The organism is Roseivivax marinus (assembly GCF_900109705.1).
In the GTDB taxonomy this organism is placed as follows: Bacteria; Pseudomonadota; Alphaproteobacteria; order Rhodobacterales; family Rhodobacteraceae; genus Roseivivax; species Roseivivax marinus.
The window spans coordinates 1-23,924 of sequence record NZ_FOAI01000013.1 but is presented as its reverse complement, the minus strand read 5'-3'; the positions used below and the strand labels follow the sequence as shown (position 1 = coordinate 23,924).

Below are 23,924 nucleotides of genomic sequence, written 5' to 3'. Positions count from 1 at the left end.
CTGCGTAGGGCCTGCTGGCGTCATCGAGCGTGCAGCTTCACGGCTCCGGGCCGGTGCGGATTGCATGCTCGCGTGCAATATGCCGCATCCTGAAAAAGGCCTGCCCCCGGGGGAGGGGGCAGGCCAAGGGGTCCGGGAGGCGACGGCACGGTGGTGTGAGGCCGCGCCGTCTTTTTTCCCGGATCAGAGGAAGTCGAAGTCGTCGACCGTGAGGTCCGCCGCCGTCACTCCGACCACCTCGATCGTCTGACCCTGGTAGGTCAGTTCGACCGCCTGCTGGCCTCCGATGCTGACATCCGTGATGTCCAGCGCCTCGACCTTGCCCGCGAGACCGGAGCCCGCCGGGTTATCGACGCCCACGAGGAAGATCGTGTCGATCCCGTCCTGGAAGTCGGTGATCCGGTCGACCTCGCCGGCGACGCCCTCGTTCCAGAGGAACACGTCGGCATCGGCGCCACCGGTCAGCAGGTCTTCGCCGGAGCCGCCGTTCAGCGTGTCCTCCCCGGCGCCGCCGCGCAGCACGTCGTTGCGGCCACCGCCCGCGACGAAGTCGTCACCCGCGCCGCCGGAGACCGTGTCGTCCCCGATGCCACCACCGAGGGAGTCGTTGCCCTCGCCGCCGCTCAGCAGGTCCCGCCCGCTGCCGCCGCCGAGGCTGTCGGCACCGTCGCCGCCGCGGACCACGTCATCTCCGAACGAGCCGCCGGCGGTATCGTCGCCGGTGCCGCCTTCGATGATGTCGTCGCCGTCGCCGCCGGCCAGAACGTCGTCGCCGGATCCCCCGTCGATGGTATCGTCATCGTCGCCGCCGCCGATCGTGTCTGCGCCACCCTGGCCGTCGAGCCTGTCGTTGCCGGTGCCGCCGCCGATGTCGTCGTCGCCGCTGCCGCCCATGACGACATCGTCGCCATCTGCCGCCGCGATGTTGTCGTTGCCGGCCTCGCCGTCGATGGTGTCGTTCCCGGTCCCGCCAAGGATGCCGTCATCGCTTTCCAGGCCGCGGATGCTGTCGTCGCCGCCGAAGCCCTCGATGCGATCCTCCTGCGGCGTGCCGATCAGGATATCGCCGCCGGCCGTGCCCGAGATGATTTTTTCTCGTGCGGTGCTGTCGTCGTCCCCATCGTCGGAGCGATCGTCGCCACCGCCGGTGCCATCGTCACCGCCGCCTGTGCCGTCATCACCACCACCGGTGCCGTCATCACCGCCGCCGGTACCGTCACCGCCACCGCCGGTGCCGTCATCGCCACCTCCGGTGCCGTCATCGCCGCCGCCGGTGCCGTCATCGCCACCGCCAGTGCCGTCGTCCCCGCCGCCGGAGCCGTCATCGTCACCGCCGGAGAGGTCATCGCCACCACCGGTACCGTCGTCACCACCGCCAGTGCCGTCATCACCGCCGCCGGCGCCATCGTCGCCACCACCGGTGCCGTCGTCACCGCCGCCGGTGCCATCGTCGCCACCACCGGTGCCATCGTCACCACCGCCGGTGCCGTCGTCACCATTGTCGGGCCCGGTTCCGGCCAGCAGGTCGCCGGCCGTCACGGTCCCATCGGTGAATTCGAAGAACTCCACGCCCGCGATGGTGTCGCTCCCGGTGGAGGTGTTCAGCACAAGCTCGCTCGTGTCGCCGGAGACGCCCGCGTCGGCGAAGGCCACACCGGTCACCACGGTGTCGTCGCCATCGCCGCCGTCGATGCTGTCGTTGCCCGTGCCACCCGAGATGGTGTCGTTGCCGAGGCCGCCATCGATCTCGTCGTCACCGGCGTCGCCGGAAAGAACGTCGGCCGCGCCGCCGCCCGAGATCGTGTCGTCTCGGGACCCGCCCGCGATCGTGTCCGCATCGCCTTCGCCGGTCATGATGTTGTCGAAGGCATCCCCGACGAAGTCGTCCGAGTTCGGTGTGCCCAGGTAGGGATTCTCGAAGAACTGGAACCCGGCGTCGGCGTCGAGGCTGAGGTTCGCGCTGACCAAGGACAGGAGATCGTCGCCCGGGCCGTCGGGAAAGTGGAAGTAGATCTGCCCGTCTTCGCCCGAGTCCGTCTGGAAGGCGACCACGCGGCTCGAACCGCCGGTCAGGCCGCCGAGACCGATGCCGAGAAGCCCGAACTCGAACGTGCCGCTGCCGATATAGGTGATCGGCTCGCCGTCGAGCGTGGCGACACCGTTATCATCCTGCGACAGCGTGCCGTCGTTGTCGGCGAGTGTCGCGGTCGTCTCGTCGCCGATAGAGGTCAACAGGACTGTTTCGCCCTCCTGCAGCAGATCGAGCGCGAGCAGCGAGCCGTTATACGGTGTGACACTGATGGTCTGGGTCGGCATGGGGAGATCTCCTCAATTCGTTTGTGCACCTCGGATGCGCACCGCCGCAAAATGTCCCGTGAGCGACCGGCATAGCTGCATATGTGCCGGTATCCTCAAATGTATCGCGCACGAGACTGTCGTTCGCCCGGAAACGATTTCCCCGAGCGTCGCCACGTCATACGGTGTTTGTTTGCACCCAATTCGGTTCGAGGCGACCGAAGCGCCCCCACGCGCAATTCGATTCGGCCACCTACTCTGGATAGGTTAGCACCAGATTTTGTTTCTCCGACTCAATTCGTGACTCTTCGCTGAAGTATTTAATTGTATAACAAACAATACCCTGTTTCGGACCCAGATGTGGACATCGGTCGCGCGCGGCTTGCTGGATATGGGTATCGCTTTCGGGATTGTCCTGACGGTACGCTGCACGCGACTTTCTCGGCCGGGGGGTAATGGTCAGATGCGCGTGGGCCGCGTGCTGCTGCTGGGACGCCCGACTGCCCTTGCGTCTTCGCGACAACCGCGCAAGGTTCCATATCGGCGACGCTTAGGGTATGGTGCTACTAGATGAGGTGGGCGCGAATGGCTCTGTATCACCTTGTAACCCGTGGTCGGCGCAGGCCCTCGGTCCCAATGCCATCCACCCGAGGGCGGCGCGCCGAGATATTTGACCGAACAAACCGACATGGACGGAGCCCGCGCGCGGCAAGGCGGACGTACCGATTTATTGTTCACCAAGGCATGTTTTATTTGCGCGCAAGCATTCCGGATGTGAAGGGCCTGAGTTTCCGCGGCACATTCGGATCTCGGGTGTTGCGTATTCTGGGAACGCGTTTGTTTGGTCTTGTTGGTAAGAGTTATAAGCTGGCGTGAGCGCAATCTTCCAGACGCGATTAAGCAACCGGTGCTATCGTGCCCTGTTTTGATCTTGAGTCCGAATGCATGCGAATAAGCCACGCCTTGAGCGTGTCCCGTTACTTGGTACATCGAGATGGCGTCGCTTACCCGTGAAGAGCCCTCCAGCGCGGATCATATCCCACGATGATCCGAGGTTTCTGGTGCTCAGCTCTCCTCCGAGAACCCTTTCGTAATCTTAGGGCGAAACAATGACCGCCATGGACACCTTTCGGATGTATTCTGAGGGCTATTCACCGTCTTCCGCGTCAGCGGGAACGGAAATTTCTGGACATATATTCCGGGATCCGCATCGAAACTGCGCGCCGCGAGCGTGAAATGTGTATGTAATGCCGGGTTTTGAACATGAGACTGAATTACTTCGGACCGACGCAGGAGATCTTCGGAGAGGCCTTCGTCACGGACGGCTCTTTCTCGCCTGACGTGACCGATGAGACCTCGACACGCATCGACCTTCTCAACCCGGACACAGAGGACGAAACGGTTCTTCTCGGGTCAGGCTTCGCGACCGACTCGAGCGGCGAGCCAACGGACGGCACGATCTCCGACATCCTTTTCTTCTCGGACGGCACGCAGACCGCCACGCTCACCGACATCTCCTGGCCGCTGACCGACTTCGTCGCGGCGCTCGACGCGATTATCGAGGGTGACGAAGCAGGCCCGCTGGCGGTGCTCTTCTCGCAGGGCGACGAGGTGCGGGTCGATGCTTCGACCGCGGTGACCGGCCTCGACATGCGCGAGATCGCCGACGTGCTGGAACTGGTGACGGACCCCGTCGTGGTGACCGGCTCGGAGTTCTCCGAGCGGGTGACCGGCGGCGCGGGCGACGACGACATCGCGCCGGGCGCCAACGACGGCGCGGACGAGCTGCGCGGCAGCGAGGGCTCGGACATCTACGACTTCGCAGGCGCCACCTCGCAGTCCTTCTACGATCTTGTCTACTTCGAGGTGGACGGCCCGGTCTCGGTGAACGTGGACACCTCGCGCGGCACCGGCAGCATCGAGAAGGACAGCGGCACCGACACGCTGGTGAACTTTGTCGAGGCGACCGGTGCGGCCGACGGCGGCCTCGCGATCTTCGGCAGCGACGGCGATGACACCTTCGACACCGTCCATTCGGCGGGCGAGTGGCTGGTGCTTGGATCGAGCTTCGGCAACGACACCTACAACATCACGCTCGCGGGCGACAACGCACGGCTGTTCTTCACCCGTGAAGGCTCGGGCGAGGAGGCCGGCCCGATCAACGTGAACATCGCGACCGGCGTCGCGCAGGACGGCTTCGGCTTCACCGATCGGATCAACGTCTCCGGCGCCGAGACCGGCCGGATCGAGATCGCGGCCACGGCCGGGGCGGACACGCTCGTCGGTAGCGCCTTCCGCGAAAGCTTCATCCCGCTCGGCGGCGACGACACCGTGTCCGGCGGTGCCGGGTTCGACCGTGTGCGCTACGACCGCTCGGGCATAGGCGCGATGGAGATCGACCTTGGCGCCGGGACCGCGTCGGGCACCCACGACGGGGTGGCCTTCACCGACACCCTGAGCAGCATCGAGTACGTCCGCGGCAGCCGCGAAGGCGACGTGATTTACGGCGGCGCCGAGTCCGAACTGCTGCAGGGCCGGGATGGTGACGATACGCTGGCAGGCGGCTTCGGCGACGATACCCTCGACGGTGGCTCGGGCACCGACACTGCGATCTTCGGCTTCGCCAGCACCGAAGTGGTCGCGACAGAGACCGAGGACGGGATCCTCGTCGCCTCCTCGCGTGGCGACGACCTGTTCATCGACATCGAGACCTTCGCGTTCACCGATGCGAGCTTCTCGGGCGAGGCACTGATCGCGGCGCAGGGCGGCGGCGACACCGGCGGAACCCCGGGCGAGCTGGTGACCGGCACGGCTGGTGACGACGTTCTGACCGGCACCGAGAACGACGACCGGGTCGAGGGCGGTGCCGGCAACGACGACATCGACGCGGGCGCGGGCGCCGACGGCGTCCTAGGCCAGTCCGGCAACGACACGCTGCTGGGCGGAGGCGGCAACGACAACATCGCGGCCGCGGACGGGAACGATGTGGTCGATGGCGGGACCGGCGACGACTTCATCGGCGGCGGTCTCGGCAATGACAGCCTCCTTGGCGGACCGGGCGACGACACGCTCGGCGGCGGGCAGGGTGACGACACCGTTCTCGGCAACGGCGGCGACGACGTGATCGCCGGCGGTCCCGGCGACGACGCCATCACCGGCGGTGCCGGCGCCGATACCATCGGCGGGTCCTTCGGCTTCGACACCGTGTCGGGCGGGGCCGGGAACGACAGCCTCGGCGGCGGTTTCGGACAGGACGAGCTTTCTGGCGACGACGGCAACGACGCCATCGGCGGCGGAGAGGGCGACGACACCGTGAACGGCGGCACCGGCAACGATTTCCTGGCCGGCGGCGGTCGCGACGACGTGGTCACCGGGGGCGCCGGCGCCGACGCCATCAATGGCGGTGACGGCAACGATGTGCTGCTCGGCGGCACGGGTGCGGACGTCTTCGTGTGGAACGCGGGCGAGGCCGGGGCCGTGGATGTGGTCGGCGACTTCGAGGACGGGCTGGATTCACTCCTGCTCGTCGGCGTGGAGAACGCGCCCGGTACCGGCCTCGGGGGCAAGCTAGCGGCGCTGGAGATCGCGGACACCACCTTCGACGGCGAGGCGTCGGCGGCGCTCAGCTACGACGGCCAGACCATCGTCCTCGTGGGTGTTACCGCAGCGGACGTGTCGCTGGACGATATCAACTTCCTCTGAGCGCACACCGCTCCGGAGCCTTTCTGGCCGTCCCGGTATTCGGGGCGGCCTTTTCTATCTTGCTTGAGAGTCCTGTCTGTCGTGCGGCGACGGTCTCGCCAAGAACGCCAGCACAGACGCGGCATCGTCCCTAAATCACGCCTAGGCGCCGCCACGATCCGCTGCCCGGTCCATGTCGCCCCGCTGGCGTTGGATCGGACACACTGAAAGGCGGGGCTTAGGCCGTGACCCAACATGATGATGGTCATTAAATGGTGCCCGGGGGCGGAATCGAACCACCGACACGAGGATTTTCAATCCACTGCTCTACCCCTGAGCTACCCGGGCACCGGGGAAGGGCGCGGCCCTTCGGGTGGCGCAGGGGATAGCCCCTCCGGCGGGCGGTGTCCAGAGGTCCGGGGGCAGAAAAAACACCGGCGACGCGGGGTCTTTCCGACGGCCCCGTGGCGGGATAGATCGGGGCGCATGGCTTACTCGGCGACCGCGCTCCGCGACCTCTTCGACCATGACTTCGACACCGTCATCGATGTCCGCTCGCCGGCGGAGTTCGAGGAGGATCACGTCCCGGGCGCGATCTCGCTGCCGGTGCTCGACAACGAGGAGCGCGCGCGGGTCGGCACAATCTACAAGCAGGAATCGCCGTTCCTCGCGCGGAAGATCGGTGCGGCGCTGGTCTTCCGCAACGCGGCCTCGCATATCGAGACGTCGCTGGCGCTCAAGGAAGGCGGCTGGCGACCGTTGGTCTATTGCTGGCGGGGCGGTCAGCGCTCCGGGGCGTTCCGCTGGATGCTGGGAGAGATCGGCTGGCGCGCCGAGTCGATCGAAGGCGGTTACCGCACCTATCGCCGGCTGGTGACAGAGGCACTCTACGACACGCCGCTGGACCTGACGCTCGTGCAGCTGGGTGGCTATACCGGCACGGCAAAGACCGACCTTCTGCATCTGCTCGAGGCGCGCGGCGTTCAGGTCCTCGACCTCGAGGGGCTGGCGCGGCACCGCGGGTCTCTGCTGGGCGAGATGCCCGGCGGGCAGCCGGCTCAGAAGGGGTTCGAGACGGAACTGGCTCAGAAGCTCTATCGGTTCGATCCGGCGCGGCCGGTGCTGGTGGAGGCCGAATCCTCAAAGATCGGCAGGCTGAACCTGCCGCCGCAGCTCTGGGACGCGATGAAGCGCGCGCGCTGGATCGAGGTCTCGGCGCCCCTTGAGGCGCGGGCGCGCTACCTTGCCGAGGCTTATGCCGACATTCTCGCGGACCCCGAACGGCTGAAGGCTCAGCTCACGCCGCTGCGGCGCTTCCGGGGACACGACACCGTGGATCGCTGGTTCGACCTGATCGACCAGGGCGAGAAGCGCGCGCTTTGCGCGGCGCTGGCGGCCGAGCATTACGACCCCGCCTACGAGACCTCGATGCGCGCCGTCGCCCCGGACGTCGCGGCACGGGTCGAGGCCGACGCGTTGGACCCGAAGGCGCTCGACGCCACGGCGGCACGGATCGAGGCCGCGCTTCAGTCCGTCACGTCGATCTGACCGGGTAGCGACGCCGTCAGCCAGCCGATCTGCGCGGCCTCGGGATAGCCGGCGTCGTGCAGCTCCTGCAGTAGGCGCGAAGCGTCCTCCGGTGCCACCGCCGCGACGAGACCACCGGCGGTCTGCGGGTCGAAGAGCAGCGCCACGTCCGGCGTTTCGGGCAGATCGGGCGCCACCATCCGGTTCTGCGGATAGAGGGTCGAGCGGACGCCGCGCGCGGCGAGGCTGCGCGCGCCGGGCAGATGAGGAATCGCGTGAAGCCAGAGCTCGACGCCTGTGCCGGATGCCTCGGCGATATTGGTGAGGTGCCCGGCCAGGCCGAAGCCGGTGACGTCGGTCATGGCATGCGCCGCGCCGAGGATCCGCGCGGCCGCACCCTCCGACCGGGTCATGAGGGTCAGCGCCGCGGCCACGTCGCCGCCCCGGGCATCCAGGGCCATCTCGGCGGCCAGCACGGTTCCCGAGCCGACGGGCTTGGTCAGGATCAGCGCGTCTCCGGGCTTGCCCCCGGCATGGGTGATCGGGTCGCGCTCGCACAGGCCGGTGAGCGAGAAGCCGATGGTCAGCTCGTCCCCGACCGAACTGTGGCCGCCGACGATCTCGGCGCCCTCGGCGCGCAGCACCGCTTCGGCCGCCTCCAGAATTTCGCTGAGCGTCCGCGCGGCGAGCGTGTCGGCGAGCCGTGGCAGGACGAGGTTCACCGTCGCGGCCTGCGGCGCCGCGCCCATCGACCAGATGTCGCCAAGCGCGTGAACCGCCGCGATCCTGGTCATGGTGACCGGGTCGTCCACAAGTGCGCGCAGGTGATCGCTCGACAGAACCTGACGCGCGCCGCCGGTCTTCAGGATGGCGGCGTCATCGCCGGGTACGGGTACCACGTCGTCGCGCTCGTGCGGGCCCAGCCGGGACAGGGCCCGTTGCAGCGTCGCGCGGCCGACCTTGGCGCCGCAGCCGCCGCAGAGCGGTTTCGGACCCATCGCCGCGCGCATGTCCTGGGCGCGCGGCCAGGGCAGGGGGGTGGGCGGCATTGCCGGCAGCTTCGACAGCTTTTCCATGAAGCGCCGGTCGATGCGGTCCTTCCAGCGCCAGACCCACGGCCCCGACACTCGTAGCGGCCCGCGGGTGCCGATGGCGTCCTTTCGGCCGAGCGAGACGAGCTTGAGGTAATCGCCCTGCGGCCGGAACCGGCGGAAGCCGCCGTGGCCGACCGCCGTGCGCAGGTTGTTCAGCAGGACCGGCGCGGCGCGTACCGCGTAGACCCCGGCCTTGGGGCGCGGCGCGTGGCGGTAATGCGCGCAGTCACCGGCGGCAAAGACCTGCCGGAAACTCGATTCGAGCCGGGCGTTCACCGCGACGAACCCGTCCACGAGGTCGAGCCCCGAGCGTTCGAGCCAAGGCTGCGGCCGCGCCCCGGCCGCCCCGGTGACAAAGCGCGTGGGGATGCGCCGGCCCGTCGACAGGACCAGCCCGTGCGCGTCCACGCGGGCGATCTCGGCGCCCTCGGTCAGGATGATCCCGGCGGAAAGCACTTCGGACAACAGCTTCTGCCGCACCGCGTTCGGCACGTCCGACAGTGCCTCGCGCGCCTCCACCAGATGCACCCGGCGGCCAGTCCCGCGGAGCCGATGCGCCATGGCCAGGGCCAGCTCGGTTCCGGCGATGCCTGCGCCGATCACCGCGGCATCGCCGGTCCGGTCGTCCGCCACGAATGCCTGCCAGCGCGCCGCAAAAGGCCCCAACGGCTTGGCGGGAACGCCGTGCGCGGCAAAGCCCATGAGGTCGGGCACCTCCGACGTGACCCCGATATCGAGGGAGGTCACGTCGAACCCCACGGCCGGGCGGCCCGAGACGCGGATTTCCTGCCGCGGGAGGTCCAGCCCCTCGGCCGCGCCCTGCACAAGCCGCGCGCCGGCGAAGCGCGCGAGCCGCACGAGGTCGATATCGAGGTCCGTTCGGTCATAATGGCCCGCGACGTGCCCCGGCAGCATGCCCGAATAGGCGGTTGTCGGGCCCGGATCGATCACCGTGAGCCGCACGCCCGGCAACGGCTTCATCCCCCACGCCTTGAGGATCAGTGCGTGGGTGTGCCCACCGCCGACGAGGACGAGGTCTCGGGTAAGGGGAAGCGGGGCTGGGGCGTGCATCATCTGTCTCCTGGCTCCGGAAAAGGGCTTAGCACGGACCGCGCCGGTCACAAGGGCGGGGGGGATGGCCGAGCATCCCGAACGCTTACAAAACATGCAGCCACGGCGATGCACGCGACGTCAGCATAGGTGTACCATCGGAGAAAGCGCGCCTTTTCAGGGACCCGGGCGTTGCAGTTCGCGCGGTCCCGGTGCTTTGTTGTCTGACGCAGCGGGAAACGGGGGCCCATGGCACAGGACGATCCGACCTATTTCAACGAGATGCTGACCGGCAGCGATGTTCGGGCAGCCTACGAGAATCTCGGCCGGTGGCAGGCAGAGATGCCGGCCGACCTGCGCTCGCTCAAGCAAAGCGAGGCCGAACAGCTTTTCCGCCGGGTGGGTATTACCTTCGCGGTCTATGGCGAGGGCGGCGACCCCGAGCGACTGATCCCGTTCGACATGTTCCCGCGGGTGTTCACCTCCGAGGAATGGCGCAAGCTGGACCGAGGCATCCGCCAGCGGGCCGCGGCGCTGAACGCGTTCCTCGCGGACGTCTACGACCGGCGCGAGATCATCCGCGCGGGCGTGATCCCGGAACATCTCGTGACCCACAACGAGGCCTTCGAGAAGGCCGTGGTGGGGATGCGCCCGCCCAAGAATGTCTGGTCGCATATCGTCGGCATCGACCTCGTGCGGACGGGCCGCGACCAGTTCTACGTTCTCGAGGACAACTGCCGCACGCCGTCGGGCGTCAGCTACATGCTGCAGAACCGCGAGATCATGATGCGGATGTTCCCGCAGCTTTTCGTCGAGAACCGCATCGCGCCGGTGGATGGCTACGCGGGGCTCCTGCGCAAGACGCTCGCCTCGGTCGCACCACCCAAGTGCGAGGGCGATCCGAACGTGGTCATCCTCACGCCCGGTCAGTTCAATTCGGCCTATTACGAGCACTCCTTCCTCGCCGATCTGATGGGCGTGGAGCTGGTGGAAGGGCAGGACCTCTTCGTCGAGGGCGATTTCGTCTGGATGAAGACCACCGAGGGCCCGCAGAAGGTGGACGTGATCTATCGCCGGATCGACGATGCGTTCCTCGACCCGCTGTGCTTCCGGCCCGATTCCATGCTGGGCGTGCCGGGCCTGATGAACGTCTATCGCTCGGGCGGCGTCTCGATCTGCTCCGCGCCCGGCGCGGGCGTGGCCGACGACAAGGCGATCTACACCTTCGTGCCCGAGATGGTGCGCTTCTACCTTGGCGAGGCGCCGATCCTCGAGAACGTGCCGACGTGGCAATGCGCCAAGCGTGACGACTGCAAGTACGTGCTCGAGAACCTCTCGGAACTGGTGGTCAAGGAAGTGCACGGCTCGGGCGGCTACGGGATGCTCGTGGGCCCCAAGGCGGACAAGGCGACGATCGAGCTTTTCCGCGCCAAGATCGAAGCCAGGCCCGAGAACTACATCGCCCAGCCGACACTGGCCCTGTCGACGGTTCCGACCTTCGTGGAGGAGGGCGTGGCCCCGCGCCACGTGGACCTCCGGCCCTATTGCCTCGTCGGCGAGAAGATCGAGCTGGTGCCCGGCGGGCTGACGCGGGTGGCACTGAAGGAGGGCTCGCTCGTGGTCAATTCCTCGCAGGGCGGGGGCGTGAAAGACACCTGGGTCCTGGCGGAGTGACAGAACCATGCTGAGCCGCACCGCATCGCACCTTTACTGGATGGCCCGCTACATCGAGCGCGCCGAGACCACCGCGCGCCTGCTCCAGGTGGGCGCCCGCAACGCGCTGCTGCCGGATATCGGCGGCGGCTACCGCAACGACTGGGACGCGATCCTGCGCGCCTCGGGCTCGCTCGAGACCTTCCGCGAGAAGTACAGCGAGCCGAAGCAGCGCAACATCGAGACGTTCCTGTTCTTCGACACCGACAACCCGGCCTCGGTCTATTCCTGCATCGCCAGCGCGCGCGAAAACGCCCGTGTGGTGCGGACCGCGCTGACCTCGCAGACCTGGGACGCGCTCAACACCGCCTACCAGGAGCTGCGCGAGATGCGCCGGACCGAGCGTTCGAAGATGTCCCTCACCGATCTGGCCGAGTGGACGACGAATGTCTGCGCGCTCGTGCGCGGCGCCATCGACAACACCCAGCTGCGCAATGACGGCTACCACTTCATGGGCGTCGGCTTCTCGATCGAGCGGGCGGACAACACCGCCCGGCTCCTCGACGTGAAGTATTACGTGCTGCTGCCGTCGCTGAGCTACGTGGGCTCGGGGCTCGACCAGACCCAGTGGGTCACGCTTTTGCGGTCGATGTCGGCGCACCGGGCCTACAACTGGACCTATCGTGGCGAGATCACCGCAGGGCGCATCGCGCACTTCCTGATCCTCAACCGTCAGTTCCCGCGCTCGCTTCTGACGGCGGTGCAGGGCACATGCGATCACCTCGACCACCTCGCACGGGGATACAAACGGCCGAGCCAGGCCCAGTCCACCGCGCGGGCGCTCCTGGCTGAACTCGCCGAGGCGCAGGTCGAGGATATCTTCGACGAAGGCCTGCACGAGTTCCTGACGCGGTTCATGGGCCTCAACGCCGGCATCGCGCACGTGGTGCAGGACACCTACCTGACGGGAGAACCCGCATGAAACTGGCCGTTCGCCACGTCACCCGCTACGGCTTCGACACGCCGGTGCGCCGCCTGGTGCAGTCGCTGCGCCTCTGGCCCAGCCAGTTCGAGGGACAGACCGTGCTGGACTGGACCGTCGATACCGGCTCGGCGATCGACGGCGCAGGCTTCCGGGACGGCGCAGGCGACTGGACCCAGACCGCCAGCCTGCGCGGTCCGGTGGAGGTGCAGGAAATCACCGTCACCGGCACGGTCGAGACCAGCGATCTGGCCGGCGTGCTGCGCGGACATCGCGAACGGGTGCCGCCATCGGCCTACCTGACCGCGACACGCAGCACCGCCGGCACCGCGGAACTGCGCGCGCTGGCCGCCGATGCGCTGGAGGGGATGGACGGGGCGACCGTGCTCGATCGGGCCCATGCCCTGTGCCGCGCGGTCAACGAGGCGATCGAGTTCGTCCCGAACGAGACGGAGCCCCATACCACCGCGGCCGAGGCGCTCGCGGGCGGGCAGGGCGTCTGTCAGGACCACACTCACGTTCTGATCGCACTGGCGCACGCGGTGGACATCCCGGCGCGCTACGTCACCGGCTACCTGATGTCGACCGAGGACAGCGTCGGCGCCGAGGCGAGCCATGCCTGGGCCGAGCTCTGGGTCGACGGTCTGGGCTGGGTGGGCTTCGACGCGGCCAACGCCTGCTGTCCGAACGATGCCTACATCCGGCTCGGTTCGGGCTTCGACGCGGGCGATGCGGCACCGATCCGGGGTGTGGTCGACGGCGCCGCCACCGAGACGCTCGACGTCTCGGTGGGCGTGGTCGATGGCGCGCGCCAGTCGCAGTCGCAATCGGGCGGGGGTCAGGAGCAGTCGCAATCCTCCGACGGCGCTTCCCAGTCGCAGCGCCAGCAGCAATGAGCCTCCCGGCGCCCACGCGATAACCCGTCGGTCACGCTTTCGGAGCCGGCATGGCCCTGCGACGTGCGGCGGCATTGCGTGATCCGCGCCGGCAAGCTAGCTCTCGCGGGTCGGGGCAGGGGCCGCCGGCGGGCGCCGGTGCGGCGCGACTCACGGGGACGGCGATGACCTATTGCGTGGGCCTGCTGCTGAAGGCGGGCATGGTGCTTCTGTCGGACACCCGCACCAATGCGGGGCTCGACAACATCGCAACCTATCGAAAGATGTTCACCTTCGTCACGCCGGGTGAACGGGCCATCGTCATCATGACCGCGGGCAGCCTGTCGGTGACGCAGACCGCGCTCGCGCGTCTGACCGAGGCGGCCGAGGACCCGGACGCGGACGAGACCCGTTCGATCCTGCGCGCGCCGTCGATGCTGGCCGTGGCCGAGATGGTGGGCGCGACGCTTGCGGATGTGACCGCCGAGATCTCCGAGAAGATGGAGCGGATGCACCAGTCAGCCTCCGCCTCGCTCATCGTCGCCGGCCAGCGCAAGGGCCGGCCGATGCGGATGTTCCTCGTCTATCCCGAGGGCAACTTCATCGAGGCGACCGAGGACACGCCTTACCTTCAGATCGGCGAACACAAGTACGGTAAGCCGATCCTGGATCGCGTCATCACGCCCGAGACCACGCTTGCGGATGCCGAGAAGGCTGTCCTTCTGTCCATGGACTCCACGCTGCGCTCGAACCTTTCGGTCGGAATGCCTCTCGACCTCGCGGTTATCGAGGAGGGCGGGCTCGAGATCGCGCGCCGACGCCGGATCGAGGCGTCGGACCCGCACTTTGCCCGCATGAGCCACGCATGGTCGGATGCCCTGCGCGACGCGTTCCAGAAGATCGAGGGCGTCTGACCGGCCGTCGCGACGCGCCTCGATGTTACGGGCCGACCGTCACGCCTTGGGATAGAGCACGACACGCGCGCCCATCGGCACCTTGTCGTAGAGGTTGATCATGTGCTCGTTAATGAGCCCCGCGCATCCGTTCGACACGGCGCGGCCGATGGTGTTCGGATCGTTGGTTCCGTGGATGCGCAGGAACGTGTCGCCGCGCTCTTCCGTGAACAGGTAGAGCGCCCGCGCCCCCAGCGGGTTGTTCGGCCCGCCCGGCATCCCGTCCTCGTACTGCTTGTACTTCTCCGGCTCGCGCTCGATCATGTCGGGAGTGGGCGTCCAGGACGGCCATTCCTTCTTGGCGCCGACATAATATTCCCCGGCTTCGTAGAGATTGTCGCGACCGATCCGGATCGGGTAGACCCAGGCGTAGGCATCCTCGAGCGTCCAGTAGAGACGGAACGGTCCGGGAAAGACGTGAACCTCGCCCGGCGGAAACGGCTCGACCAGCTGCACGATGTGCGGCGCCATCATCGGCTGACCGGTCCCGTCGAGCATGCCCGCCGCCGCCTCGGTCGTGTCCGTGGCGTTCTGAGCCCGTGCCGCCAGCGGAAGACCCGCCAATGCCGCGCCGCCCGCGATCAGTTCTCTGCGTCTCATGCGTCCCTCGATATCCGTTCCGGTCGCGTCAGAAACCCGTGCCGGTTCCGAGTGTTCCCCGATCACGACGATGTGGGCGCGCACCGGCCACCGCGCAAGACCGGAAGAGACGCGCATATGCTGGTTTGAAGATGGGAGGGTGTCTGGAGGCGAGTACCGGAATCGAACCGGTGTACACGGATTTGCAATCCTCCGGACGCCTCTGACAACACTGCACAAAGCTGTAAACGACCCCCTGTTGAGGGGTGTCAGAAATCAAACGGTTACGCGCTTACTGTAAACCGAAAGGGCGGGTCTAGCCTCGGCCGCTTCATGAAGCCCGAGCACAAGCGCATGTCGCGAATGCTCGGCAGCTTCGTCGCCGCGGTTCGCTTAACCGAGACCGAACGCGCCGCGCTTGCATTCTCTGCCTTGAATTCGCTCAAGCCCGACGACGCCGAATTGACCGCGGCAGTGTCCATCGGTTCGGCTGGCCCGCCACTGCCTTCCTTTCTCGGCGGCATGGAGGAAGCCAGACTCTGGGCTTCCTATGCCAGCCGCTGCGAGCTCAAGGCATACGCGCTCGCATCTTTCGAGGCCATGAGCGCGGAGAATCAGGCGGCGTTCTTCCGGCACATCAGCGAAATGGAGACGGCGGCATGAAAATGCTTGTGCACCGGACTGCCGGCGGCGCCGCGCTGCCCTTCGTCCTTAATGATCTCAAGACACACCTGAGGGTGCTCGATGACGCGGAAGACGACGCGATTCGGAACATGGGGGAGACAGCCGCGGCAGAGATCGAGCAATTCGCACAGATCGCGCTTTTGACCCAGACAATCAGGGTGACGGTTTTCGATCCGGAAAGGTCGAGCTGGCTCAACCTACCGATTGGCCCCGTCAGTTTCGATGCGGTTCCGACCGTGACCGTCGATGGCGAGCTGTTCACTGCATTTGAATTGGTTGGGGGCAATCGGCCCTGCATCCGTTGGCTAGCGGGCTATCACGATCTGAGCCCAGGCCGATTGACAATCGAGTATCAGGCCGGGTTCGGGAACGCGGCTGCGGACGTCCCGTCAGACCTCGCACAAGCGCTCATGGATCAGGCCGCGCTGCACTATGATGGCCGGTCCCCGATGGACGCAAAGAGCCTCACCACGTCGCCGCACATGGCGCGCGTGAGCGCCAGATATCGTGGGGTGCAGTTGTGACGGATTGCATGGTCGCGCCGCACTCGATCGAAGAAGCGTTCGCCTTGGCCGAACCTGTGTTTCTGCCAGAGGCAATTCTCAGAACCTTTCCTTTGCAAAAGCAAACCGAAATTCGAAGGGCGGATCGCAAGGCAGCGCAGCAATTCTGCGAAGCGCGCATTCTCGTCCTCGCGAGACGGAGCTTCCCGAGAGCCAAGATCGCTACGCATAAGAGCGATGAAACGCTTCCACGACGCTGCGATGACGAGCTCCTCGCACACATGGATTTTCTCTCTCGCCACGGTTCGACCGAGTGGGATCAACGCTTTGCGGCCGGCATGGCTCAAAGAGCGAAGCAGCGAGGCTGGCGCCCTACCAAGCGTCAGCGAGACGTCATGCTTCGCCTGGTGGCCGAAATGTTCGACGGCCCAGAGCTTCAACTGATCGAGGAATGAGCAAACGGCGACCCTGCGCGCCACTCGATGCGCAGGGCCGAAGTGGTGGTTCGGGTCAGCAACGGTGGCACCACAAGGAAAAGCCTACCACGGGCGGGATCACAGGCGAAGGGCAGTCCGAAAGGTTGAGGCCCGATCCCCGGCACCGCGCTCACGGTGTCGCAAGCAGCAACCGACCGACCGGCAGGAGCGCATGACCGGACGGGCCCAAAGCGATGGACCGGCTCCGTTGAGCAGGACTTCACGCGGAGGGCGTAGGGACTGCCACAGCCGCGCGCTGTGGGCAGTCGACCTATGCCCTTCGCTCCGAACCTCACCATTGAGCAGGTGGGAACTGAGTAACGGTTGAATATAGAGACAGGCGCGAGAAGATGAGCGAGAAGGCGAAAGCGAGGCAGTGGCGAAAGGCAGATGGATCGAAGCTCGACCCCATCGCCGAAGCAGCCATTCTGCCGGCAAACGATCCGCGTCAGCGCAACCTTTTCTCAGATGGTCCCAATGCCGCAATTCCTGGGCATGCGGGAAACCGTGTGTGTGAGTTTTCTCTTTTCGCGCCCGAGTTGGATGAGCGCCTGACGGCCCCGGCCGATCGAGCTATGCATTTCCTGCATGGACTTGCTATTCCCGAAGGTCCGAATGCGGGCAAGCCGGTTCAACTCGCGCCGTTTCAAAGCCATTTCATCGAGGGCGCGCTTGCCTCAGACACGGCAGCCGCCGTTCTCAGCATTGGCCGCGGCAACGGCAAATCTGCGATCACGGCAGGCCTCGCGCTCGGCGGCCTGCTCGGTGTGTGGGATCGCCAGCCTCGGCGGGAAATTATCGCGGCCGCTCGGACGCGCGATCAGGGCCGCATCATTTGGGACTTCGTGGCCGGGTTTGCGGCCAGCCTGCCGTCCGAGCTGCGGCGTCGCCTGATCTACCGCCGGGCTCCGCGTCTTGAGATCGAGTATGAAGGCGACTGCGGCGGGCATGTCCTGCGCGTGATCGCTGCCGACGGAAAGTCCGCCCTCGGCGGTGCGCCGACAATGGCGATCCTTGATGAGCGTGGGCACTGGGCGCTCGACCGCGGCGATGAACTCGAACATGCCCTGCTGTCCGGGCTCGGCAAGCGCGGCGGACGTTCGTTCCTGATCAGCACATCAGCCAGCGACGACACCCACCCATTTTCTCGGTGGATCGACGATCCTGTGCCTGGGTCATACGTTCAAGAGCATCGGCCTGCGCCAGGCCGGCCCGCCGATGACCCCGAAAGCCTGCTGATCGCCAACCCCGGTGCACCGCACGGCATCGGCGGTTCTCTGGAATGGCTGGAAGCCCAAGCCAAGCGGGCGATTGCGCGCGGCGGGTCCAGCCTCACATCTTTCCGCCTCTACAATTGGAATGAGCGCGTGTCCGGCGAGTCCCGCGATCTGCTGATCACGCTCGATGAGTGGCTGGCCTGCGAAACGGATGCCTTGCCGCCCCGCGAGGGCGGGGTTGTGATCGGCATCGACCTCGGCGGCTCGGCCTCGATGACGGCGGCAGCGTTCTACTGGCCCCAGACCGGGCGGCTCGAATGCCTCGGCACTTTCCCGTCCATGCCCGGCCTTTTGGACAGGGGGCAGTCGGACGGCGTGGCCGGGCGATACGTCGAAATGCAGGAGCGTGGTGAGCTGACCGTGCTCGGTGACAAGACGGTGCCGGTTGCGCCTTGGCTGGCCGAGGTGATGCGCAACGTCGAAGGCGAGCACGTCACTGCGATCACGATGGACCGCTACAAACAGGCCGAGCTGTCCGAGGCACTGACCCGGGCAGGTGTCCGCGCCCCATGCGTCTGGCGCGGGCAGGGATTCCGGGACGGTGGCGAAGACTGCGAGCGGTTCCGCCGCGCCGCCTTTGACGGCTTGGTTAAGGCCCGGCCGTCACTGTTGTTGCGCTCGGCCTTCGCGGACGCGGTGTGCCTGCGCGACCCGGCCAACAATCTCAAGCTCGCGAAAGCTCGTGCCACTGGCCGGATCGACGCGGCAGCGGCTTCCGTTCTGGCCGTCGCGCAAGGCGCGCGGATCGCAGCTCAACCCCAGACGAAAGCGAGGATGGCATGGTTCTGAACTCTGGAAGCCTAGACCGGCGCATTCAAATCCGCCGCTACGTCCAGACCGACACCGATGGCCTTGGCGGTGCCATTGGCGATTGGACGGATTACGGCTCCGCGATCTTCGCTCGGCGGCGGGACGTATCCGATGCCGAGCGCGTTAGCGCGGGCGCTTGGGACAACAAGCTGGTCAGCCGTTTCATCATCCGCGCGACGGCTTTCGGGCGCAGCATCGCTCGAACCGATCGCTTGGTCCATGAGGGCGTCAGCTATGAGATCGATGGCATTAAAGAGGTTCCGGGTGAACGGGGCTTTCTTGAGGTCACCGCTCAGAGTGGTGGCGTGGCATGAGCATCCGCAAGGAACATCAGCGCCACTCTAGGCATGTCACGCGCACCAAACGCTGGAAGGCGCTTCGCGCGGAGATCCTTGAACGCGACCACTACCGCTGCCGCTCCTGCGGCTGCGGGGGCCGGCTCGAGGTCGACCATATCAAGCCGGTCAGGACGCACCCCGAGCTGTCGTATGAGACCGGCAACCTCCAGGCGCTTTGCCCCGGCTGCCACACCCGAAAAACGAGGATCGAGTGCGGGCACCCCCCGCCCCGAGAGGACCGCCGAGATTGGCGGCAAGCCGTCGAGTCGCTTTCGCGACCCGGCAAAACCCCTTTTGAGCAGAAAGGATAACCGATGCTCGAGTCTGTGAATATCGCCAGGCGGCAAAGCGAAATCCGCCAGAACCTTTCCGAGCTGGCCGGTAAGGAAACACCATCCGAGGACGAAATCCGCCAGATGGACACGATGGATTGTGAATATCGATCCAACGAAACGCGGTATCGCGCTGCCCTGATCGCGGAAGATGCCGAACGCCGGGACGCAGGCAGCGAACTGGAAACCCGGACGGCTCAGGAATGGGCCGACCTCATGGCCGGTTTCGAGATGCGTCAGGTCGCGCTGGCTCTCGATGAGGGGCGCCAGCTCGACGGTCAGACGGCCGAGATCGTGTCCGAGCTGCGCAGCGCGGGCGGCTTCCGGGGCATTCCCGTGCCGTGGCAGGCTCTGGAAGTCCGGGCCGGTGAAACCGTCGCCAGCGGCACCCCGAACCCGGTCCAGACACGTCCGATCATCGAGCGCCTGTTCCCGGACAGCGTTGCGGCACGCATGGGGGCGCAGATGATCAGCATCGACGCGGGCGCAGTGGAATGGCCGGTGACCACCTCGGCCGTCACAGCGGGCTGGGCGGATGGCGAGACGGCCAACGTGGCCGGGCCGTCGACCTATGCCACGACTGATCGGGCCATGTCGCCAGACCACAACCTCGGCATTCAGATGCGCATCACGCGCAAGACGCTCAAACAGTCTGGCGCGGCGCTGGAACAGGCGGTGCGCCGAGACATGAGCGGGGCCATGGGCGCGGCGATGGATCAGGCGGCGTTCCTGGGAACCGGGGCCAACGGCCAGCCGCTCGGCGTCATCGCGGGCGCGGCCACCTACGGCATCACCTCCACGGCCGTGACCGCGCTGGCGAGTTGGGGTGCGTTCCGCTCGGCTGTCACCCGGTTCATGACTTCCAACGCCGCCGCGTCCCCGGACGCAGTGCGGGCGCTGATCCGTCCGGAGCTGTGGGACTTCCTGGATAGCGCGCTGATAGACGGCACGGCGGTGTCCGAGTGGGACCGCCTGGTGAAGAACCTGCCCTCGGCAAACATCGCCATGACGAACAATGCGCTTGCTGCGCCGGCCGGCAATCCGCTTGCCACCTCGGCGTTGCTGACCACCGCGGCAGGCGGCGTGGCCCCGATCTTTATCGGCGCATGGGGAGCGGTGGACATGATCCGCGACCCCTACAGCGATGCGCAGTCCGGCGGGCTTCGGATCACGGCGCTGGCGACGATGGACGTGACCGTGGCGCGCCCGGCCCAGCTCGAACTGCTGACCGACCTCGAACTGGACGCGGGGGCGTAATGCTCTGGGGCGCTCATGTCGGCAGCCTTGAGCTGCGCACCGAGGGCGGGGAAACCCGCCTTCGGGCAACCTTCCCCTATGGCCGGGAAACCGTGCTTGCCGAGCGCGTGGGCATGGGCCGTGAGCGTCGTGAGATGATCGCAGCCCGTGCCTTCGCAGATCGGATCGAGCGCGGCGAGGACGTGCACTTTCTGTCCGGCCATGACTTCAACAAGCCACTGGCCTCGCGTTCGGCCGGCACCCTGACCCTTACCGAAACCGACGATGCCCTAACCGTGGAAGCGACAATCAGCGCCGATATGGGCCAGGTAAGCTATGTCCGGGACTTCCTCTCGGCCCATTCGGCCGGGCTGGTGCGGGGCCTGTCTCCCGACTTCCGCGTCCGGCCGGGCGGCGAGACGGTCGAGGAACGTGGCACCGCGATCCTGCGGACCATCAAGGCGGCAGACCTGATCGAGATAAGCGCCGTCACGAAACCCGCCTATCCGCAAGCCCAGATCGAGGCTCGAAACTGGCAACCCATTGGTGAGGTGGCGAAGCGCCTGACGTACCGCCCCGCCGCGATCCGGTGGAGGTGACCATGCTCGGATGGCTCATGAACAAGCTGCGCCCGATCGAGGCAAGGTCCAGCGGGTCCGGCTATACCGCCCAGGTCATGGTGGCGCGGGACAGCTTCATCAGCGGGCGGCGCGGCGTGGCCGAGCTTACGGCGACGGTGCAGAGCTGTGTCAGCCTTTGGGAAGGCGGGTTCGCTATGGCGGACGTGTCCGGCACCGAACTGCTAACCCGCCAGATGATGGCGATGATTGCCCGTTCGGCCGCGCTCAACGGCGAGGCGGTCTACCTGATCACTGAGCTGGGGCTTGTCCCGGCGACGGATTGGGACGTGACCACCCGCGATGGCAAGCCGCGCGCCTACCGCCTGTCCATCCCAGAGGCGGGCGGCGGACGAACGGTCACCGCGCTTGCGGCAGAGGTTCTGCACCTTCGAATCGGCTCTGACAACCTGACCCCGTGGATCGGAACGGCCCCGCTGCGCCGGTCCAGCCTCACCGGGGCCATGCTCCACGCGGTGGAATCGGCCCTCGGCGAGACCTTTGAGAATGCCCCGCTCGGCTCTCAGATCGTGCCCCTGCCGGACACTGGGGCTGAGGACATGGCCTCGATGCGCGGTGCGTTCCGAGGGCGGCGCGGCTCCACGCTGGTGATCGAGGGTGTCGCGCAGGCGACTGCGGCGGGCATGAACCCCCAGATCGGACAGAAGCCCGACCAGCTCTCGCCAGACCTGTCCAAAAGCATGACGGCCGAGACGCTGGCAGCGGCCCGCGAAGGCATCCTAATGGCCTATGGCGTCCTACCGTCATTGGTGAACCGCGCCACCACCGGCCCGGCGGTCAGGGAAGCGCAACGACAGCTCGCAATCTGGGCGCTACAACCCATCGCTGCGCTGCTGGCCGATGAGGCATCAACCAAGCTCGGTGGGTTGGTGGAAATTGACACCATCCGCCCACTGCAAGCCTTCGATGCAGGCGGACGCGCCCGCGCTTTGTCCACGATCATCAAGACGATGGCCGAGGCGAAAGAGGCGGGCATTCCGCGGGGCGATGTGTCCGGGGCCATGCGCATGGTCGATTGGAAGGAATAGGCGGGACGCGCCTCGGCATGAGCCCGAAGAGTCACCGACAACTGGTGACTTCAGTCAAAAAATTGAAGCGCGCCGCCTATGCCCCTCAGGTATAAGCGGCGGTCATGAATATGTACAAGCCTAAGGAAAGTTAGAGGCGCATATCACTGCGGCCACGCATTCAAGCCAAAGGGAGGACCATGCAGCCACGATCGTGATTGCCGGGGCTATTATTTCAATGAGAAAAAATAACGCAATTTGCCAATATAGGAGGATTGTAATGCGCCTAGTGTCCTTTTCGACCGCCGCGTTGCGAAAAGCGCTCTGTTTCTTCCGCAACTCTTGTGCCTCTTCACGCTTTTCTGGAGGTGCCTTTTGGTCTTTGAGAATAATTTCTAAAGGAGGCGTTCGTTCGCGGTATTTAGCGCCATGTAGTTCACTTCTCTTTTTTTTGCGTTCATCAGCCTTCTCCTGTAGCTCATCTATATGGTGTCGGAAATTGAGCTCATAAGCGCGGAAGAAAAATATAACAGAGTAAAAAATCTGAACAAACAGTGCCAGTCTCTGTAAGTCTTGAAGCGAGAACCTTACAGGGAGGCCTAAAAGGCCGATACTGGAGAATTCTGCTACACAGCCATGAACGATTATTAGCGTTATCGACGAAATAAAAGCTGCTCGAGCCGATTTTCTAAGAGAGGTGTGGTCTAAAAATAAGTTCATCTATCTTTGCGTCTCGCACCATTACTAGCACCGTTGGCAGGGATAAACTCTAGGCGACACATCGACAAGACTGTCGCGGAGCTCTTCTGCATGGTCGCTGTTCTGAGTGCTGCAGCTGTTGATGATGCATCCTCGCAGTAAGTGACTATGCTTCGAGAAATTTTTGCGTGGTGGTTGCCACGCCGTCATCTGCGTGGTGTCTCTCACGCCAAGAGGGGTGCGCATGATCAAGTTTGAATCTTTCACTGCCAGAGAGGCAGCACGCATAACTGCCATGGACCTGGTCACGCAGCGCGACCATAGACGGCGGTTCCCAGAGTTTCTTCCTCCTATGGGACCAAAACCAAGTTACGAGATCGACGTGTTGCTCCAAATGAGCTTCGTTAAGGAGGTTGCTGGGCTGAATATCGGTCCGAAAAGAGCTTGGCATGACAGCGAAATCGTTTCTCAAGCCGCTCTTTATTTCGCTCTCCATTGCAATGGCTGCATAAAAGGTGACTTGACCGCTTCCTGCACCATCCCCGAGCCTTCGCAAGAAGACATTAACCTCTATACCGTTCGGCAGGTTTACCAAGAGCGAGCGAATGATCTCGGTTGGTATGGAAATATTATTTTTAAACGATCTGCGTTCTTCTGGGGTGATGGTTCTAGCTGGTTTGGCGGTTCGCTCGATGAATGGCGGGATAGCGTCGAACAAAATGATCCTCGGATCGGTCAGCCCGTGGTTTCGTTGGATTTGCCGTTCTTCGCAAAGAAAGTGGTAGATAAATTACCGAGAGCGGCTGTCCGCATTCTTGATGTAGGGGCAAACTAATGGAGCGTCGCTCTGCAGAGTTTCGCAAGTCCGATCTGTCGCCGGTGTTTGAGGCCGCCAAGGCTGCGGGCTATGAACATGTGTCGATCGTCGTGGAGACCGCCGAGGGCAAGCGGTTCGAAATCACGGCCGGGACCGGTGGCGATGCTGCCAAGCCACACATGACCCCGCTTGAAAAGTGGAGGACCAACCGTGCGGCAAGGTGATCTGCCTAAAGGTGTCCATCGCATTCGGCGAAAGCTGGCGAACGGCAAGAGCCGCTTTCACTTTTACGCGTGGCGTGGTGGCCCCAAGTTCTGGGAAGACGATGGGGTGGATGGCTCCTGCTCCCCGGCGTCGCGATGCGCCATAGTGCAGGTGTCATGATCTGCATGTGAGAGGAGCCACCCATGAGAGTTTC

21 protein-coding genes and 1 tRNA gene are annotated in these 23,924 nt (G+C 65.5%); 17 read left to right on the top strand and 5 right to left on the bottom strand.

Annotation, left to right across the window (positions count from 1 at the left end; genetic code table 11):
* Positions 1-183: 183 nt before the first annotated feature.
* Complete coding sequence (locus BMX29_RS14965) at positions 184-2,316, bottom strand: calcium-binding protein (RefSeq protein ID WP_092814322.1); 2,133 nt, start codon at positions 2,314-2,316, stop codon at positions 184-186.
* Positions 2,317-3,558: 1,242 nt separating this feature from the next.
* On the opposite strand from BMX29_RS14965, the gene BMX29_RS14960 reads away from it, so the two are divergent.
* A complete protein-coding gene (locus BMX29_RS14960; protein ID WP_092814319.1) occupies positions 3,559-5,997 on the top strand; it encodes a calcium-binding protein in 2,439 nt (812 codons plus the stop codon).
* Between the two features lie 252 nt (positions 5,998-6,249).
* On the opposite strand, the gene BMX29_RS14955 is transcribed toward BMX29_RS14960, so the two are convergent.
* Positions 6,250-6,324 (bottom strand) — tRNA-Phe (locus BMX29_RS14955).
* A 138-nt stretch (positions 6,325-6,462) separates the two neighbouring features.
* On the opposite strand from BMX29_RS14955, the gene mnmH reads away from it, so the two are divergent.
* Positions 6,463-7,524: a tRNA 2-selenouridine(34) synthase MnmH gene (mnmH, locus tag BMX29_RS14950; RefSeq protein WP_092814316.1), complete on the top strand. Its 1,062-nt coding sequence runs from the start codon at positions 6,463-6,465 to the stop codon at positions 7,522-7,524.
* On the opposite strand, the gene selD is transcribed toward mnmH, so the two are convergent.
* Positions 7,503-9,668 (bottom strand): selenide, water dikinase SelD, encoded by a 2,166-nt coding sequence (selD, locus tag BMX29_RS14945; protein ID WP_092814465.1) that lies wholly within the window; start codon positions 9,666-9,668, stop codon positions 7,503-7,505. The two genes, mnmH and selD, sit on opposite strands and share 22 nt — an antisense overlap.
* 228 nt (positions 9,669-9,896) lie before the next feature.
* Between selD and BMX29_RS14940 the strand changes: the two genes are divergently transcribed.
* The 4 genes from BMX29_RS14940 (at position 9,897) to BMX29_RS14925 (ending at position 14,071) form a co-directional block, all read left to right on the top strand.
* Positions 9,897-11,321 (top strand): circularly permuted type 2 ATP-grasp protein, encoded by a 1,425-nt coding sequence (locus BMX29_RS14940; protein WP_043842497.1) that lies wholly within the window; start codon positions 9,897-9,899, stop codon positions 11,319-11,321.
* Between the two features lie 7 nt (positions 11,322-11,328).
* A complete protein-coding gene (locus tag BMX29_RS14935) occupies positions 11,329-12,282 on the top strand; it encodes an alpha-E domain-containing protein (protein ID WP_043842498.1) in 954 nt (317 codons plus the stop codon).
* On the top strand, positions 12,279-13,178 hold the full coding sequence (locus BMX29_RS14930) for a transglutaminase family protein (protein WP_092814314.1): 900 nt from the start codon (positions 12,279-12,281) through the stop codon (positions 13,176-13,178). The genes BMX29_RS14935 and BMX29_RS14930 overlap by 4 nt, the downstream gene beginning before the upstream one ends.
* A gap of 164 nt (positions 13,179-13,342) precedes the next feature.
* On the top strand, positions 13,343-14,071 hold the full coding sequence (locus tag BMX29_RS14925; RefSeq protein ID WP_092814311.1) for a proteasome-type protease: 729 nt from the start codon (positions 13,343-13,345) through the stop codon (positions 14,069-14,071).
* A 39-nt stretch (positions 14,072-14,110) separates the two neighbouring features.
* Here the strand turns inward: BMX29_RS14925 and BMX29_RS14920 are convergent, their stop codons facing one another.
* On the bottom strand, positions 14,111-14,710 hold the full coding sequence (locus BMX29_RS14920; protein WP_043842501.1) for a L,D-transpeptidase: 600 nt from the start codon (positions 14,708-14,710) through the stop codon (positions 14,111-14,113).
* A 312-nt stretch (positions 14,711-15,022) separates the two neighbouring features.
* On the opposite strand from BMX29_RS14920, the gene BMX29_RS14915 reads away from it, so the two are divergent.
* The 9 genes from BMX29_RS14915 (at position 15,023) to BMX29_RS14875 (ending at position 22,011) form a co-directional block, all read left to right on the top strand.
* Positions 15,023-15,352 carry a hypothetical protein gene (locus BMX29_RS14915; RefSeq protein WP_092814308.1) on the top strand — a complete coding sequence of 110 codons (330 nt, stop codon included), beginning with the start codon at positions 15,023-15,025 and terminating at the stop codon, positions 15,350-15,352.
* On the top strand, positions 15,349-15,897 hold the full coding sequence (locus tag BMX29_RS14910) for a head-tail connector protein (protein ID WP_092814305.1): 549 nt from the start codon (positions 15,349-15,351) through the stop codon (positions 15,895-15,897). The genes BMX29_RS14915 and BMX29_RS14910 overlap by 4 nt, the downstream gene beginning before the upstream one ends.
* A gap of 8 nt (positions 15,898-15,905) precedes the next feature.
* Entirely contained in the window at positions 15,906-16,331 is a 426-nt protein-coding gene (locus BMX29_RS14905) for a hypothetical protein (RefSeq protein ID WP_092814302.1), read from the top strand.
* 371 nt (positions 16,332-16,702) lie between these two features.
* A complete protein-coding gene (locus BMX29_RS14900; protein ID WP_244889254.1) occupies positions 16,703-18,418 on the top strand; it encodes a terminase TerL endonuclease subunit in 1,716 nt (571 codons plus the stop codon).
* Entirely contained in the window at positions 18,409-18,753 is a 345-nt protein-coding gene (locus BMX29_RS14895; protein ID WP_092814296.1) for a phage head closure protein, read from the top strand. Before BMX29_RS14900 ends, BMX29_RS14895 begins: the two co-directional genes overlap by 10 nt.
* Entirely contained in the window at positions 18,750-19,088 is a 339-nt protein-coding gene (locus BMX29_RS14890; protein WP_092814293.1) for an HNH endonuclease, read from the top strand. The genes BMX29_RS14895 and BMX29_RS14890 overlap by 4 nt, the downstream gene beginning before the upstream one ends.
* 3 nt (positions 19,089-19,091) lie before the next feature.
* Positions 19,092-20,366, top strand: coding sequence for a phage major capsid protein (locus tag BMX29_RS14885; RefSeq protein WP_092814290.1), 1,275 nt, complete (start codon positions 19,092-19,094; stop codon positions 20,364-20,366).
* Positions 20,366-20,944 (top strand): HK97 family phage prohead protease, encoded by a 579-nt coding sequence (locus BMX29_RS14880; protein WP_092814287.1) that lies wholly within the window; start codon positions 20,366-20,368, stop codon positions 20,942-20,944. The genes BMX29_RS14885 and BMX29_RS14880 overlap by 1 nt, the downstream gene beginning before the upstream one ends.
* Positions 20,945-20,946: 2 nt before the next feature.
* The gene (locus tag BMX29_RS14875; protein WP_092814284.1) at positions 20,947-22,011 is read left to right on the top strand and encodes a phage portal protein; all 1,065 of its coding nucleotides are present in this window, start codon (positions 20,947-20,949) and stop codon (positions 22,009-22,011) included.
* 120 nt (positions 22,012-22,131) lie between these two features.
* On the opposite strand, the gene BMX29_RS18890 is transcribed toward BMX29_RS14875, so the two are convergent.
* The gene (locus BMX29_RS18890) at positions 22,132-22,710 is read right to left on the bottom strand and encodes a hypothetical protein (RefSeq protein WP_139197047.1); all 579 of its coding nucleotides are present in this window, start codon (positions 22,708-22,710) and stop codon (positions 22,132-22,134) included.
* Between the two features lie 223 nt (positions 22,711-22,933).
* Between BMX29_RS18890 and BMX29_RS18885 the strand changes: the two genes are divergently transcribed.
* Together BMX29_RS18885 and BMX29_RS14870 are read left to right on the top strand one after the other, a co-directional pair.
* Complete coding sequence (locus BMX29_RS18885) at positions 22,934-23,524, top strand: hypothetical protein (RefSeq protein WP_139197045.1); 591 nt, start codon at positions 22,934-22,936, stop codon at positions 23,522-23,524.
* Positions 23,524-23,730: a hypothetical protein gene (locus tag BMX29_RS14870; protein WP_092814281.1), complete on the top strand. Its 207-nt coding sequence runs from the start codon at positions 23,524-23,526 to the stop codon at positions 23,728-23,730. Before BMX29_RS18885 ends, BMX29_RS14870 begins: the two co-directional genes overlap by 1 nt.
* Positions 23,731-23,924 lie beyond the last annotated feature (194 nt).